Annotated in this window: 15 protein-coding genes; 13 read left to right on the top strand and 2 right to left on the bottom strand. The window is 47.1% G+C overall.

The window, feature by feature from the left end; genetic code table 11:
• The first annotated feature begins 95 nt into the window (after positions 1–95).
• From E6W40_RS27240 to E6W40_RS27220, 5 genes are all read left to right on the top strand, one after another.
• Positions 96–1,022, top strand: a complete 927-nt coding sequence (locus E6W40_RS27240; RefSeq protein ID WP_136608721.1) for an AraC family transcriptional regulator — start codon at positions 96–98, stop codon at positions 1,020–1,022.
• 259 nt (positions 1,023–1,281) lie between these two features.
• Positions 1,282–2,598, top strand: coding sequence for an ABC transporter substrate-binding protein (locus E6W40_RS27235; RefSeq protein ID WP_136608720.1), 1,317 nt, complete (start codon positions 1,282–1,284; stop codon positions 2,596–2,598).
• A 79-nt stretch (positions 2,599–2,677) separates the two neighbouring features.
• Positions 2,678–3,628, top strand: a complete 951-nt coding sequence (locus tag E6W40_RS27230; protein ID WP_136608719.1) for a carbohydrate ABC transporter permease — start codon at positions 2,678–2,680, stop codon at positions 3,626–3,628.
• A 3-nt stretch (positions 3,629–3,631) separates the two neighbouring features.
• The gene (locus E6W40_RS27225) at positions 3,632–4,465 is read left to right on the top strand and encodes a carbohydrate ABC transporter permease (protein WP_136608718.1); all 834 of its coding nucleotides are present in this window, start codon (positions 3,632–3,634) and stop codon (positions 4,463–4,465) included.
• A 293-nt stretch (positions 4,466–4,758) separates the two neighbouring features.
• A complete protein-coding gene (locus E6W40_RS27220) occupies positions 4,759–5,382 on the top strand; it encodes a hypothetical protein (protein ID WP_136608717.1) in 624 nt (207 codons plus the stop codon).
• Between the two features lie 117 nt (positions 5,383–5,499).
• Here the strand turns inward: E6W40_RS27220 and E6W40_RS27215 are convergent, their stop codons facing one another.
• Positions 5,500–6,522 carry a LacI family DNA-binding transcriptional regulator gene (locus E6W40_RS27215; protein ID WP_136608716.1) on the bottom strand — a complete coding sequence of 341 codons (1,023 nt, stop codon included), beginning with the start codon at positions 6,520–6,522 and terminating at the stop codon, positions 5,500–5,502.
• A gap of 474 nt (positions 6,523–6,996) precedes the next feature.
• Between E6W40_RS27215 and E6W40_RS27210 the strand changes: the two genes are divergently transcribed.
• The 8 genes from E6W40_RS27210 to E6W40_RS27175 all read left to right on the top strand — a co-directional run bounded on the left by E6W40_RS27210 (position 6,997) and on the right by E6W40_RS27175 (position 15,710).
• Entirely contained in the window at positions 6,997–8,346 is a 1,350-nt protein-coding gene (locus tag E6W40_RS27210) for a DUF4832 domain-containing protein (protein WP_136608715.1), read from the top strand.
• On the top strand, positions 8,339–9,646 hold the full coding sequence (locus E6W40_RS27205; protein WP_136608714.1) for an acyltransferase domain-containing protein: 1,308 nt from the start codon (positions 8,339–8,341) through the stop codon (positions 9,644–9,646). The genes E6W40_RS27210 and E6W40_RS27205 overlap by 8 nt, the downstream gene beginning before the upstream one ends.
• Entirely contained in the window at positions 9,643–10,728 is a 1,086-nt protein-coding gene (locus E6W40_RS27200; RefSeq protein ID WP_136608713.1) for a DUF4832 domain-containing protein, read from the top strand. Before E6W40_RS27205 ends, E6W40_RS27200 begins: the two co-directional genes overlap by 4 nt.
• A gap of 70 nt (positions 10,729–10,798) precedes the next feature.
• The gene (locus tag E6W40_RS27195; protein WP_425464963.1) at positions 10,799–12,064 is read left to right on the top strand and encodes a Gfo/Idh/MocA family protein; all 1,266 of its coding nucleotides are present in this window, start codon (positions 10,799–10,801) and stop codon (positions 12,062–12,064) included.
• A 155-nt stretch (positions 12,065–12,219) separates the two neighbouring features.
• A complete protein-coding gene (locus tag E6W40_RS27190) occupies positions 12,220–13,023 on the top strand; it encodes an ABC transporter permease (protein WP_246073214.1) in 804 nt (267 codons plus the stop codon).
• Positions 13,023–13,919 (top strand): carbohydrate ABC transporter permease, encoded by an 897-nt coding sequence (locus E6W40_RS27185; protein ID WP_136608710.1) that lies wholly within the window; start codon positions 13,023–13,025, stop codon positions 13,917–13,919. Before E6W40_RS27190 ends, E6W40_RS27185 begins: the two co-directional genes overlap by 1 nt.
• Positions 13,920–13,989: 70 nt before the next feature.
• Complete coding sequence (locus E6W40_RS27180) at positions 13,990–15,453, top strand: ABC transporter substrate-binding protein (RefSeq protein ID WP_136608709.1); 1,464 nt, start codon at positions 13,990–13,992, stop codon at positions 15,451–15,453.
• A gap of 80 nt (positions 15,454–15,533) precedes the next feature.
• Positions 15,534–15,710: a YjfB family protein gene (locus tag E6W40_RS27175; RefSeq protein ID WP_136608708.1), complete on the top strand. Its 177-nt coding sequence runs from the start codon at positions 15,534–15,536 to the stop codon at positions 15,708–15,710.
• Positions 15,711–15,886: 176 nt separating this feature from the next.
• Here E6W40_RS27175 and E6W40_RS27170 read toward each other — a convergent pair whose 3' ends face one another.
• The gene (locus E6W40_RS27170; protein WP_136608707.1) at positions 15,887–16,228 is read right to left on the bottom strand and encodes a helix-turn-helix domain-containing protein; all 342 of its coding nucleotides are present in this window, start codon (positions 16,226–16,228) and stop codon (positions 15,887–15,889) included.
• Position 16,229: the final 1 nt, after the last annotated feature.

Here is a 16,229-nt window from a genome sequence, read left to right as displayed (position 1 = left end):
TTGTACTTACGTATCGAATTGCCAAAGCCCGAATCGGGACGCATAAGTGAATGAGATCGTTATTTCAAGGGGGAAGCAGAGAGGAGTCATACCGAATGAAGAAGATCGATATCGATCGATTGACCCGCGCCGGAGTCATCTATTTCAACTCCAAGCTGGAGATGCTGGAAGATTTGCGCTGTAAAATGTACCGGATGGATGCCCTCGTCAGCTTGTCCACCCATTTCCATGACTATTATCAGATATGGTACGTAACCAAAGGCGAATTCGTGCACACGCTCGGGAATCGGCAGTACCGGATCCGCAAAGGCGATTTGTTTCTCGTTCCTCCCTTTACGCTGCACCGCGTGCAGGCTTTTGAGGAAGAAGTGGAGATCCTCGGCTGCGAATTCATGCCGTCCTTCATTAACGAGCGCTTCGGCGATCCTTCGGGAGAGCGGAGGTTCTTTGACGCGAATTATTTGAAGCATTTCTCGCAGTCGGACTGTACCCCGCATTCGCAGATCGTCTTCGACGGCGTTACGGACGGCAGGATTCGAGGCCTGCTCCAGGATATGCTCGGGGAATACGAGGAGCGGACGCCCTTTTTTGAAATCGTGCTGAAGGCGAGCCTCCTGCAGCTGCTGTCGATCCTGATCCGCCAAGTGAACGGGGAGCTGGTGAAGGCCAGTTTCCAAAAAATAGAAAGGTATCGCGACACGATGAACAAAGTCGTCGAATACATCGACCGGAACGCGCATGAGGACATCAAGCTGGAGCATATTTGCGCCATATCCAATATGTCCAAGCCGACGATTTGCAGGCTGTTCAAAGAGTGGACGGGCAAGACCTTCAACCGCTATCTCGTCGATTTGCGCATCTCCAATGCCCTTGTCCTGCTGCAGCGCCCTTCATTGTCCATCACGGACGTATGTTATGCCACGGGGTTCAACGAGCTGGCTTATTTCTGCCGGATTTTTAAAAAGTACACGGGCATTTCTCCGAACCAATTCCGAAAACAGGTGACGGGCAGATCATTTTAATTAAGGATTTTGCAAAAATCTAAGAAGCGACTTCTAATCAACAATATATAGATCGAAACGGTTTGGTTCGTCTATATATTGTACCCGTGAGCGGGTAGAATCGAATTTTGCAAAATTCCGATATTTTTAACGATAATCCAATTACTAGATACAATAGTGAAATTAACTAAAACGCTTACATGATAACATGTGGTTAGTTGACGGCGGCAAGCGCGCTTTTCCGCGGCGCTGCCGCCCCAAGATTAAGGAGGGAAGAGATATGATGCGAAAAGGGAGTACATGGGGGATCGTGATGGTTTTCTTGCTGGTGGCGGTTCTTGCGGGCTGCGGTGGCAAAGACGCGACAAGCTCCGGGAAGAAGGAAGCCGGCGAAGCGAAGGGCAGTGACGCCCCGAAAGAAAAGATGCAGCTGAGCTTCTGGTACGGCTGGACCGGCATGGAGGCGGAAGCCCTTGAGAAACTGATCAAGAAATGGAATGACGCGAACCCGGATATTCAGGTGAAAGGGCTGTCCCAAAGTGATTATCAGAAACAGCTGACGGCGATTACAGGGGGCAACCCGCCGGACATCGCATCCAACTTCGGCCAGGACGTCGTGCCGTGGGGCGAACGCGGAGCGATGATGCCGCTGGACGATTACATCAAGAAGGATAACGTTGACTTGAACGATTTCGTGCCTGCCGCGCTGAGCTCTTCCCAATCGAATGGCAAAACGTACGCCTTGCCGGTTGCGATGCATGTCTCGATGCTGTTCTATAACAAAGATCTGCTGGAGAAGGCGGGCTTTAGCGGTCCGCCGGAGACGATGAGCCAGCTGAAAGAATACATCGCGAAGCTGAGCGTTAAGGAGGATGGCGGCAAGCTGCAGCAGCTGGGCCTCTGGCCGGGCGTCGATGCCTATACCTTTAGCTACGCCTACGGCGGTTCCTATTACGATGCGGACAAGAAGCAGGTCACGCCGGACGATGCCGGGGTCAAGAAAGCCTTGGAATTCGGCAAAGGCATCTGGGACCAATTCGGATCGAAGGAGCTCGATCGCTTCGCATCCGGCTTGGGGCAGTACATGTCGCCTCAGAATCCGTTCTTCACGGGCAAGTATGCAATGACCATTGACGGCGAATGGCTGCCGACATTCATCAAACAGTACGCTCCGAACCTGAAATACGGCATTGCGCCCATTCCTTACGATGAAAACAATGCAAGCCTCAAAGATCCGGGCAACGTGACCACAAGCGTATTTTATATTCCTAAAGGCGTGAAGCATCCGGAGGAATCGTGGAAATTCCTGAAGTGGATGACCGAGCCGGAGCAGATGGCGGAGTTCACCGCGGCCATCGGCAACCTGCCGACCCGAAGCTCGCTGCAGACGCATGAAATCTACAAGGAGGTGCCCGGCTTCCAGGAGTTTTTGCAATATTCCTCGAGCCCGAACCTGCATTCCTTCCCGGCTACATCCTTCTCGACGGAGTACATGACGGAATTCTCGAACCAATATAACGCCATCCTGCGCGGTGACATCGGTATGGAAGAAGGATTGAAAAGGGTGAAAGACAAAATTCAGCCGCTCGTCAAATAAGCGGGTTCATCACATCCGGGCTATGCTCCGCTCCCCGGACCTAGCCCGGCATTCCAACGATCACGAGGAGGACGTGCAGATGATTGAAACGGTATCCGCAGCGGCGCCCAAGCGGAGAAAGGGCTGGACGAGAAAGGAATGGCATTATTTCGGGTTGGGGCTGCTCTTCGCTTCCCCGTGGATCATCGGCTTCCTGATCTTTACCGTGTATCCTTTCTTCAGTTCCCTTTATTTCAGCCTGACGGAATACGATCTGTTCAATCCCCCGAGATGGGTGGGGATGGACAATTACAAGGCGATCATGAAAGACCACAGCTTTTATAAATCGATCAGCAATACGCTATTCATGGCGTTCATATCCGTCCCGATTACGCTGTTTAGCTCATTGCTGATCGCCTTGCTGCTGAATTTCAAAGTGAAAGGCATCAACTATTATCGTACGATATTCTATCTTCCGGCCGTCATTCCCGGCGTGGCAAGCGCCCTGCTCTGGACGTGGATGCTGAATCCGGATTTCGGTCTGGTCAACATTTTCTTGCGATGGGCGCATCTTCCCGATCCGGCCTGGCTGCTGGATCCCCAATTTACCAAGCCATCTCTGATTCTGATGGGTTTGTGGGGCTCCGGCGCGGGTGCGCTCATCTTTCTGGCGGCCCTGCAAGGCGTTCCGCAAACCTACTACGAAGCGGCGCAAGTGGATGGGGCCAACTGGTGGTACCGGTTTTGGAAAATCACAGTGCCGGCGCTGTCACCGATCATTTTGTTCCAGCTGATCATGGGGCTCATCGGGGCCTTTCAGATTTTCACGGAATCCTATATCCTGGCAGGGGGCAAGTCAAGCGGGGGTGCTCTCGGCGGACCCGGGCAGTCGTTGTTGTTCTATGCCGTCAATTTGTATCAGGAAGCCTTCATCAATCTGAAGATGGGTTATGCTTCGGCGCTGGCCTGGATCCTGTTCATTATTGTCATGCTGATCACCCTGCTGGTTCTCAAAACATCCAAACGCTGGGTTTACTACGGAGGTGAATAGCGAATGAGCGCTGCAAAGCTGCTTCGAACGAAGATTTTTCCGCATACGATGCTGATCCTGTTCTCGGTACTTTTTTTGTTTCCTTTCGTTTGGCTTGTGTTCACCTCGCTCAAGTCGCCGACTGAAATTTTCGAGCTGCCGCCGCGAATTATACCGGAAGCCTTTCAATGGTCGAATTACAAGGCCGCGTTAGAAACCGTGCCGTTTGGCCGTTACATGCTGAATACCGTGATCATCTGCGCGGTCTGCATCGTCGGGCAATTGTTCGCGTCACCGCTTGTGGCCTACTCGATCTCCCGGATTCCGTGGGCGGGGAGCAAAATTATTTTTGCGATCATCCTCGCAACAATGATCCTGCCGTCGCAGGTGCAATTGATTCCGCAGTACATCATCTTTGCCAAGCTTGGATGGATCAACACCATTCTGCCGCTTACGATCGGGGCCTTTTTCGGAGCACCGTTCTATATTTTCTTATTGCGGCAGTTTCTCTTAGGCATTCCGAGGGAGCTGTCTGAGGCTGCAAAAATGGACGGGGCTTCGGAATTCCGCATATATTCGCAAATTATTCTGCCAACGTTGAAACCGGCGTTAGCGACGGTTGCCCTGTTTACCTTCGTGGGTGCCTATACAGACTTTATGGGTCCGCTTATTTACTTGAACGATGCTGCCAAATGGACGCTTACGCTCGGTCTGCAGGGATTCCAGCAGGATCACGGGGCACAATGGGAAAAGCTGATGGCTGCATCGACGATCATGGCGATTCCGATGATTTTGCTCTATTTTTTCGGGCAGAAATACTATATGCAATCCGGGTCGGCGTTTACAGGGTTCAAATAACAGGATCACGCTTGAAAAAAGAGATGCCCGCATTTGCGGACATCTCTTTTTATGCCATGGTTTATTTCTTTAATTTCGGCAGCCTAGGAATTCAATTTCGGATATGGCTTTGCCAATAATAAACCGTAAACTGTACACTATGTAAAGGACAACACCTGTTAAGGTGTCCTGTGTGGGCCAAGATAATACGAGAACCTTGTATCATAAAATGAAGATGCAGCTGCCTATATAAACCTTCCTTGAGTACGGTGGTTTTATATTAGGCTCAAGCTGCTATACGGGAGATGAATCAAATGACCATAATCGATAAATTAGCAACCTCACTGGGCCGCAAAGACGAAGCTCCTAATCAGGAACTGGCACAATATATTGCCAGCGAAGATGATCGGGGAGCCGTGAAGGAACTGGTTGACAACTTGTATAACCGTGACAAAAACATTCAAAGCGACTGCATTAAGGTTCTCTATGAAATCGGGGATTTCAAGCCGTCTTTAATTGCTGAATACGTCAATGAATTCGTGGCACTGCTGGATCATCGGAACAATCGGCTTGTTTGGGGAGCTATGACAGCACTGGATGCGATCACTCTTGAAAATCCGGAAGCCATCTATTCCACGCTTGCAAAAATTGTTGATGTAGCTGACAACGGATCAGTAATCACCAGAGATCACGGAGTCCGTATCCTGATTAAGCTTTGTTCTGTCCAACCATATGCTGATCATGCATTCGACTTACTCGTCCAACAGCTTAAGATCTGTCCGACAAATCAACTTCCGATGTATGCCGAAAATGCAGTATCCATCGTTAACGATGCGAACAGAGCGGTTTTCATAGAGACATTGCTCTCACGGCTCGACGATATTGAAAAAGACACAAAACGAAAGCGTGTGGAGAAGCTCATAAAGAAGTTGAGCTAATTTAGTATTATGGCGGTTAGTCTGGCATTCGCCATGCCAAAGAGCACCATGTCCGAGTCAGGTGCTTCATTTGCATCGAGATATTAAACTTATTCATGTAAGTTTCCGATGTCCCCATTATGTTGAACTTCGTACGACCATGCGTGTAGGCAAAATAACCTTTTTAGGCAGCAGCTGGTTACCGTTGATCCGATCGATTAAGTTATCGACGGCGACCATGCCGATTTCTTTGGTTGGCACATCGATCGTAGACAGGGGAGGGTTGGAATACTTGGATACCTCAATATTGGACAGTCCAATAACAGCCACCTCATGAGGAACGGATACGCCGTTGTTATACAAGCTGTTGAGGGCGGCCATGGCCATTAGATCGCTGCCGACGAAGAAGGCGGTCGGGCAATTTTTGGTCTTGCATAAGTGATTGATTTGTTCAATACAGACCGTTTCATCCCACATGCAATCGATAACCCAATCTGGATTTACGGACAATCCGGCAGCATGCATGGTGGCAAAATAGCCTCGATAGCGGCGGCTGTCTTTCAAGTTGCCCTTTAATCCGCTTCCCCCGATATATCCGATATGAGTATGTCCCTTTTCAATGAGGTGGTTTACGGCCATCGAAGCAACATTGTAATGATCATAGCCCACATTATCGATATCCTCACGTTCTGTATCAATCCCCACGATATACGGTACCTGCTTGCGTATGTACTCATAGGTTTCGTTGTTCAAAGATTCCATAAGGATCAGACCGGTAATCGGTTCGCTGAAGGTATGAAATAAGATTTTGCTGTCATTCAGTTCGATGCCGGTCCGAATAAAGGCGATATCATACCCGGCACTGAGCAATCGCTCTTCCACGCCGGTTAAGATCGACATGAAATAAGGATCGTTGTATTTATCTTTTGTAACGCTTAATACGCACCCGATTTTTGAATGCGTTTTGTTCTCGGAATGATCACTCGCCGAAACTTTTCGCTTGGGGCTTGCACTGATTTTATAGTTAAGCTGCGTAACAGCTTGCCATACTCTTTCCCGGGTTTCGTCCGTGATTTTATATTTCGTATCATTGTTTAATACTCTGGATACGGTGGCAGTGGATACTTGGGCTAGTTTAGCAACATCCCGAATCGTACTCATGGATAAACACATTCTCCTTTTAAGTTACTAATTAATCCATTTCTTAATGGTTTAATCATGCGAAAATGAACCGATATACAGACAAATACAATCGTCCTGATCTATATATCGTCTTGATTGAAGCAAATGATGGCATGATGAAAAGGATTCAATGATCACCATTTAGAGTGTATAGGAATGTTACACGGTAAACAACGATGGACCTCTAGGTACATATGTTGCGTTAATTTGTTGCGTTAGTTCGTTACGTACTTACAGTTTATTTTTATTTGTAATTAAAATCAATCATAACATGTTAATTACGTGCTTTGTAACTAGAAATTTTATAATTTTCAAATTTTATATTGCAAGATTACGTACGGATGATATAACATGAAATCACTAAACAAAATAAGTAATAGCGCAATAAATAACGTAACATTAACGTAACAAAATGAAAGCTCTGAATCGTACATAGCAGGGAGCTGATAAGGCGTGAACAAAGCAGTAACGGTTTACCCGATTGTTATAGATGACATCCTAAGCAACCCGGGCATTGGTTTTACAGCGGCACCAGGGTTAATGGGTAACCCGGACCGTATTTACGACAATCGAGGGGAAGAACAGAAGAAATATAAGTTCACGGAAGACAGCAGAACCTACAATCATCCTGACAGTAAAGTATATTTCTGCAGCGTGCGCTGGCGGGACTTGGAAACGGTCAAAGGCGTATACAACTGGGAAGCGCTGGAGGAAAAGCTGGACTACGCACAATCAATTGGCTGTACGGCCGTGGTTCGTTGTTCGCCATACGCGTTAAGCGAAGAGGACGATATACCGGCATGGTTCCGGGCGGAACATCCGGAAGAGCCCGACTTTCCATTTTGGAGAGTAGACCCGAAAGAAACGCCCTACGTGTTGTATTGGTCTAACTTGATCAAGGCATTTGCGGCGCGGTTTGACGGGCATCCGGTCATCAGTTCGGTAGATTTGACGATTGTGGGGGCCTGGGGAGAAGGCGGAGGAACCGAGTTTTTAGAGCCGGAGGCCATTCGGCAGATTACGGATGCCTACTTCGATGGATTTAAAATAACGCCTCTTCAGGCACTGCTGCATGACTCGCAGTCGATCAAGATCATGAAAGACCGCAAAGCCAAAGTAGGCTTTCGTGTCGATTGCTTGGGCGATATGGGAGGCTTCCATGGTCAAGAGTGGTCGCATATGACGGATTTCTATCCCCAGAATATTCAGAATTTTAACATGGGCGATGCTTGGGAGAAGGCTCCGATTCTATTTGAAGCATGCTGGCACATGAATGACTGGTATCTGCAGGGCTGGGATATCAATTATATCATTCAAGAAACGCTGAAGTGGCATATTTCTTCATTTAACAACAAGGCAACGGTAGTTCCGGAGCCGTGGAAAGAGAATATCAAGGCATGGCTTAACAAGATGGGATACCGCTTTGAAATCAGAAAATTCATGTATGACTCCGTAGTGAAGGCGGGGGGAGAGCTGGAAATTCGTGCGTTGTGGGCTAATGTAGGCGTTGCTCCGATGTATAACCGTTATCCGCTTGTGGTGAGGCTTATTGGCCAGGATCAAACCTATACGCTGCATAGCAGAGAAGACATTAGGGGATGGCTGCCGGACGAAGATATCGCATGGGAAGAAAGCTTCTCTCTGCCGGGCGGAATGTCCGAAGGAGAATATCGTTTGGAGATTGGCATCGAAACCGGCGTGGAAGAAATCGGAAATATCCGGCTGGCGATCGAGGGATATACGCAAGGCTACTACCCGATGGGTAAGCTTTTCGTTGAACGGGAGGAAGAAGGGAATGGATAGGCGATTAAGTTTTAACGAGTGTATAACCATCTGCAATTTTGATTACCTGCCTGAAGGATTAGAAGACAAATACAACCAGTATGACCCGAATAACAAGCCCCATCTCATTCCACGCGATTTCCTGTCCGAACTCTTTGTGCAATATGAAATTCCCGAACATACCCGTCAACGGCTCATTCGCGGGATAGAGGCTATAGAAACGGATGACGTATTATTTCACTTCACCAAATTTTTGGTGGAAGTGTTGTGCTCTGCGCGCAACCGCTGTGATGAGACCCACTATACCCATATGACCCCGGGATGCATGAACCAGGATGGAGATTTATATTCATTTCTTCTACTGCTAGCCTGTGTTGTCCCTTCCATGGAAATGCTGCAGAAACGTTCCGTACCCGAAGCGTACTATGAGCAGATCCCTCACCAGCCCTTGAAGCATCAGCTGGAAAAATTGGTGCTGAACGGCGATTCCAAGGTTGATGATTTCCCGTGGGTGATGAATTTTTATACTTGCTCCATCTTTCTGTTAGACCGGTTTTATTTTATTCCATACCGGTTTGGGGATCCATTCACGATGTTCCGTCATGTGAACACGCATGAGGTTATTGCCCTTCGGCACGCGGGAGAAGAATTCCGCAGCGATGGACAACGCAGCGGAATCAATGATGTTTATGACCCGCAAGGATGTTTCACTTCCGAATGGCTGGAGAATGGTGATTCTATCATAGCCAACCGGATGAATCCCATGGGGTTCGTTGAAAGAGACAAGGCGACGATCTTGAAGAAGGAATGGGAACCGGTACTTCAGGATGGGGATATGCTGTTAGCGCTTCACATTCCAGCGGGGCCCGGATATACGCCGGACAGGCTGAAGAATTCAATGTCCATGGCCATTGAATTCTATGGCAAATATTTTCCGGAGCTGCCCATCAAAGGCTTCTGGAGCGCAAGCTGGCTTTACGATACCCGGTTATCGCTCTTGCTCGACAACGAAAAAAGCAATATCGTGCGCGTTCAACGGCAATTTTATAATTATCCGACCCTGGAAGGAGACGGAATGCTGCGGTATGAACTCTTTGGAGATCGGAAGGCAGATCCGCTTGCTGGTCCGGGCGCGTATACAACCTCGCTCCAAAAAGCAGCCGCGGCGTATATGCAGACGGGAGCCCGGTTTAACACATTAAGCATGATTGTATTGAAGGAAGAAATCGAACAGATTGGCAGCATGCCATATATAACAGACACAGATATTGAGCAATTCCGCAGGACCGTTGACAGCCATTTAAGGGAGGAAAACGGATGAGCCAATATTCGCTTGAAAACTACGAGAAGTATAAAACGAAGAAAATCCGGCCGCAACCTTTATCCCCAAAGGAGCATGTTACAAACCACGGCCTGTTCGAATATGCTGCCTTTTCGTGGAAAGAACTTGAGTCGCCCCGCGGAGAATATAGGCTGGAAGTGATCAAGGAAGCATTGAATACAGCCCGAAATCCTATCCTGGTTCTGACGCCGGACCTGCCTCTATGGGTTAAGGATGACGCAGAGGATTGTTTTGCGGCTTTGATCCGCAAAGTCGGCAGTTATATTGACTCGGACAGACGCCTTGCAGCTGTCGTGATATCGACGTTAGCTGACAGTAAGGAAGAATGGAACGCCTACATCGATTCGTTTGAAAGGCAGACGCTGCTTGCTGATCTGCAGCATGATAGACTGATTCAACATTTAAGGGACTGCAGCCGCGGATTTGGACTGCTGGTGAAGTGCAGCGAGGAGAATTGGATCGAATGCTGTGAGGCTTTTGCCAGAAACAATCTTCAGAAGGTATGGAAGAGTTACCCTGTTGTCCTCCATGTGACCGATAGCGTGTGCGGTCCTCATTGCAGACGCGAGGCATACCGCTGGCATGCAAGTCTCTCCAATATAAATGCAGGGCTTGGATATGATCTTGTTTTACGTAGATTGACTTATCCGGAAACCGTATCCAGCCGGGGGAGCCTGCCGCTGCGATTCTGGTTCGTAAACACGGGCAGTTCGAGAATATATCAGAAATTTCAATTGTGGGTGCAGTTAAAGCAAGGTGATTTTTCCTATGAACTTCCGCTGATCTCGGCAACGCATTCATGGTTAACCGGGGACCTGGTCCATAACGAAATTATACCATTGCAGGATATGCCACCGGGAACATACACGCTCAGTCTGGGACTCTTTTTCGAAGACCGGTCCTATATCTCGCTTCAGATACGGAATCAACAACAAGATGGATATTATGAGGCGGGTACGATACAAGTCGAAATTACCGATGAAGATCCGTTTATGAATATATGGGATACGTATGATCCGGAAGGATATTATCCATTGGAAGACCCTAAGCTTCCGGATTAAATAGACTGCCTCCATCCGTAGAATCATGGATTTCAACTTATATAGAACAAATACAAGCTCACTGGAGGTTATGGATTTGAAGTTAGCATTAATCGGTGCAGGACAAAGAGGCATGATCTACGCAAGGCATGCCTACCAAAGTGCGGAAATGGTTGCAGTCGTTGAACCGGATGACGGCAGAAGAAGGGCGACAGCAGATGAGTTTCAGATTCCCTTGGAGAGACAATTCGCATCCGTAGATGAATTTTATCGATTAGGGAAGATTTGCGATGCCGTTATTATTTCCTCTATGGATAGAGACCATTATGCTCAAACCATGAAAGCGCTTGATCTTGGTTATGACATTCTGCTCGAAAAACCCATTTCGCCAAGTCCCGAAGAATGTCTGAGAATACAGCAGAAAGCCAATGAAAAAGGCCGCAAAGTGATTGTATGTCATGTACTGCGGTATACGAATTTCTTCGCGGAAATCAAAAAGATCATTGAAAGCCGTGAGCTTGGCAAAATCATCACCATTCAGCATAACGAGAACATCGGCAATTTCCACATGGCCCATTCCTTTGTGAGAGGCAATTGGCGAAGAAGCGATCTGGCGAGTCCGATCATGATGCAGAAGTCCTGCCATGACATGGATATTCTAGCCTGGCTGGTGGACAGCGGGGCCAAACGAATCTCCTCCTATGGCAACCTGACTTATTTTAAAGAGGAAAATGCGCCGGTTGGCAGCGCTGAGCGATGCCTGGACTGCAAGGTGGCTGCGGACTGCCGATTCGATGCAAGAAAAGCCTATCTCCCTGTAAGAGAGCAATGGCCGGCTACGGTCATTTCGGCGGATCAGACGGAAGAGGGACTGCTACAGGCGCTCGAAACGAGTCCTTATGGACGCTGCGTTTATCGGATGGACAATGATGTTTGCGATCATCAGGTGACTCTGATTGAGTTTAAAAACGGGGTCACGGCAACGTTTAACTTAAGCGGGTTTACGAATAAAATGCACCGCACGCTCAAAATCATGTGCGAGCATGGAGAAATTCGCGGGGATGACAACTTGAATATCATTGAAGTCACAAGGTTTAACTCCAATATGGCTGAAGCCAGTCAGCAAACGATCATTCGGCCGGCAGCCATGGGCGGCGGGCATAATGGCGGCGATACAGGACTGATGATCGACTTTCTGGGGAATTTGGAGAATGCCGATTTTACCAGCAGATCCTCCATTGACATGTCTGTCGAAAGTCATCTTATGGCCTATGCAGCAGAAGAAGCTAGAGTTACCGGTACGGTCATTGATCTGGATCATCTCAAGGAGCAGCTGCAGCATAGCGTTACAGCATAATCGTTTAATCACTATGCAAAGGTCGTGATGGAATGCATTCAGTTGGTAAGGGGTTTCTATATGAAATAAAGAAAAACAGAATCTTGTATCTCATGTGCGTGCCTGCTTTGATTGTTCTGATCATGTTCTCCTATATCCCTTTTGCAGGCATATGGATGGCATTTACCGATTTTAACGTGGTTGATGGAATCTTTGGCAGTGAATTTGTGGGTCTGGACAATTTCAAATACTTTTTCTCAGCTAACAGCATGGGATGGAAGGTTACCTATAATACGCTATACATTAACTTTTTCAGCCTTATATTAGGTATTGTTGTTCCAGTCAGTATTGCTATTCTGATCAATGAGATCCGGCATAAAACCTACAGAAAGATCGCTCAAAGCATGATGTTTTTTCCCTATTTCATCTCGTGGGTCGTCGTTGGAGCGATCCTGTACGGCATCTTCTCCACGGATGTGGGTATTGCCAATCAAATGCTGAAGTTCTTTGGCGCAGATCCGATCAGTTGGTACTCGGAGCCGAAGTATTGGAAGTGGATCATTATCCTGGCGAGTGTCTGGAAGTGGAGCGGGTACAGCTCCATTATTTATATGGCAGCGATGGCTAACTTTGATGACAGCTTGTATGAAGCCGCCAAAGTCGATGGCGCCAACAAATTGCAGCGCATTCTTTTCTTAACCGTACCCATGCTGAAACCGACGATCATCGTCTTAAGCTTGCTGAGCATCGGACGGATTTTCTATGGCGACTTTGGCATGATCTACGGCATTGTCGGCAACAACCCGGTTTTGGTGGATGAGGTAACCGTCATTGATACTTATGTCTATCAGTCTATGCGTACGCTCGGATTTTCTTATGCTACGGCAATCGGACTATTCCAGTCTTTGATGGGATTAATACTGATTACGGCTGCAAACCAATCTGCTAAGAAAATAAATGACGGAGAGGGTCTATTTTAATGATGGAAAAGAATAGATTGCTAGGCGATAAATTGGTGATAGGCATAGCTTACGGTTTCATCGGCTTATTCGCACTCATTTGTCTGTATCCTCTGATTTTAACCTTAAGCGTATCCTTTTCTTCAGAACAGGCCATTGCCAAAAGCGGGTATGCGATTTTTCCCAGGAGTCCCAGCTTGGATACCTATAAATATATCTTTGTGAATAGCGGAATGAAAATACTGAAATCCTACGGTGTGACCATTTTTGTAACCGTTGTCGGTACGGCAGGTGCTTTGCTGATTACAAGCATGATTGCCTTTTCTCTATCCATAAAAAAGCTGAGATACCGGAACGTACTCGCCTTTATTAGCAATTTTACGATTATCTTCTCGGCCGGTTTGATTCCATGGTATATGGTCAGCGTCAATTATTATGGACTGAAGAACAGTATCCTGGCCTTAATCCTTCCTTCTATATTTAGCGTGTGGAATATGTTTCTGCTGCGTACGTATTTTGCAAGCATATCCCCCTCTCTATATGAAGCTGCCGAAATGGATGGAGCCAACTATTTTACGATCTATATTAAGGTAGCGCTTCCATTAAGCAAGACCGCATTGCTTACGGTGGGTTTAATGTATGCATTGCAATATTGGAATGATTGGTGGAATGCTCTGATCTTTATTAATGAACGTAATTTATTTCCGCTGCAATATTACCTCTACAACATCCTATCCAATGTAAATGCCATTAGCTCCGGACGTATTCCATCGGGGGCTTCAGGCAACATCACGTTACCTGCAGAAACGGTGAAGATGGCCATTACGGTGATCACGATTGGACCGATCATTTTTCTGTTCCCTTACATTCAAAAATACTTCGTGCACGGGATTATGACCGGTGCAGTCAAGGAATAGCACCTGCTTAGGTTACGGGCCGATACAGGCTTTTAACATAGATTATCTATTTAATTAGGGAGGGTCTTTCATGAAAGCGAGGAAATTGCTTATCTTTTTGGTATTATTGATCGCGTCCGTTTCTGTGATGGCTGGATGCAGCAGCGACAAGGAAAAAGAGGGGACAGCTAAGCTCGAAACCGTCAGGATTTTGTACCCGGGAGAGCGCAGCGATCGGATGGACGAATTTCTTGGTCATGAATTTGCCGAGAAAATGGCGGCCGATCTGGGCTTGAAGGTAGAGGTTGTATTTGTGCCGTGGGCTCAGTATTGGGAACAAAAAGATATTATGCTGGCCGCAAATGAACCCATCGATCTGTATTGGGATGGTCTTCCGGATCTTTCTACGATCGTCAACAAGAAACAAGCGATGGTGTTGGATGATTTAATCGAGAAATACGGTCAGGATATGCTGAAAGTCTTGCCAACGGAACAGCTTCAAGGTGCAACAATTGACGGTAAGGTTTATGGCATTCCATCGGCATACGCGCCTTCCTCGGCCATGTACCAATTGGTCGCCGTTCGTCAGGATATCCTCGAAGCCGTAGGGATGACTGACGTCAAGACTGCCGACGATCTAAAAGAATTTGCAACAAGAGCGAAGGCCAAATTTCCTGAAATGAAGGGACCTGCCGACATCGTCTTTAAACCGTTAACCCGATATTTTGCTGATGAGCAATATAATTGGCTCGGCGTAGAAGATCTGGTCGTATTCGGCGAGGAGAGCAAAAAAGCATACAGCTATTATGAATCGGAGGCTTTCCAGAAAGTAGCGAAGTTTAACCGCGGAATGTATGAAGCAGGGTTATATTCAGAGGATCTGACCATTAAATACAATGAAAGAGACTCGCGCATGCAGACGGGCTTATATTTATGGGTTGAAGGATCATTGGGCAAGGAAATGGAAATCATTAATGCGATCAAAGCCAATGCACCGGATGCTAGAGTTAAAACATACCTGTTAGCGGAGGATAAACCACGTTATATTACGGCCGCAGGCGGAGAAGTTCTAGGCATACCTGTAAAAGCCCCGAATCCTGAAGGAGCCATGAAGCTGATTAACTGGATTTATAAATCCAAGGAAAATTATCTGTTTGCTCTCTATGGCGTCGAAGGCAAGGATTACGAAATTGTGGATGGAAGAATCAATAAGCTGACCTCTAGCGAATTCTTCTATGAATGGATGTTTAGAAACCAAAATTACCAAATGTTCGGACCGGATGTAGCACAAGAGTCCATCGATAAATATAAAAGCTGGGATGACCAGGCGATCCGATCCGCTTCACTCGGCTTCCGGTTTAATAATGAGAAGGTTAAGAAAATCGAGACGTCCCTGAAAGAAGTTGCGGGCAAGGATTTAGCTGCGATACGCTCTGGTTTTTTGGATTTCGATACAGAGTATCCTAAGGCCGTTAAGAAGTTAAAGGCAGCAGGCATTGATGAATATGTAGCAGAGGTACAGCGTCAATTAGATGAATTTTTAGCTAAAAAATAAGGTTGCAGCTGGATGAAACCCTTGCTGGGATTGATGAGAATTCCGATGAATGCCGATAGTAAACAAGAGGAGGTGGCGTGATGGATATTGCAGCTTTATCTACATCCATGAGTCAGGCATCGTTGGCTCAAAAGGTAAGCTTGTCTGTGCTCAGCATGGCCAAGGGCCAGGCAGAAGTGCAGGGTCAGAATCTTGTGCAGATGATCGAGAAAAGCGTCGATCCCAATCTGGGAAAGCGCATTGACATTTCGGTGTGACCTTACGATGGAGAACGGATTCAATTCAACAGGGTGCGCAGCTAACGCGTGCCCTGTTTGATTTTGTGCATGCTTATATATCAAGGTATCCTGAATGAGCAGCATGGACACGAAATAGCAAAATGAAAAAGCCGATTTCATTCAATCGGCCTTCTGCTGCGAGGGTAAACATGCCCTCATTTATAATTAAAAATCTCTTTCACCACATTTTTCGCCATCGCGACCTTTTGTGCATTCTGCTGGTTAAGTATGTAGTTAATCTCTTGAATATCTGCTTTGGATTCTTCGCTATTGTCCCGATTTGTCAGAATGAAAAGCTGCGATATATCCACCTCTAAAGCTTCCGCAATTTTGGCGAGGTTCAATAGAGCGACGTTCTTCTCGCCGCGTTCGATTTGTCCGATATATGAAAAGTGAAAGCCGCCTTTTTCTCCGAGGGCTTCCTGCGTTAGGCCGTTTTCTTTCCTCAGTTCACGAATCCGAGTTCCTACCCGAAGAAGTATTTCCTTATCCGTCATC

It is taken from the genome of Paenibacillus dokdonensis, from assembly GCF_004916975.1.
GTDB classification, from domain to species: Bacteria; Bacillota; Bacilli; order Paenibacillales; family Paenibacillaceae; genus Paenibacillus_AQ; species Paenibacillus_AQ dokdonensis.
The sequence above is the reverse complement of the archived record's forward strand: the minus strand, read 5'-3'. Positions and strand labels throughout refer to the sequence as shown.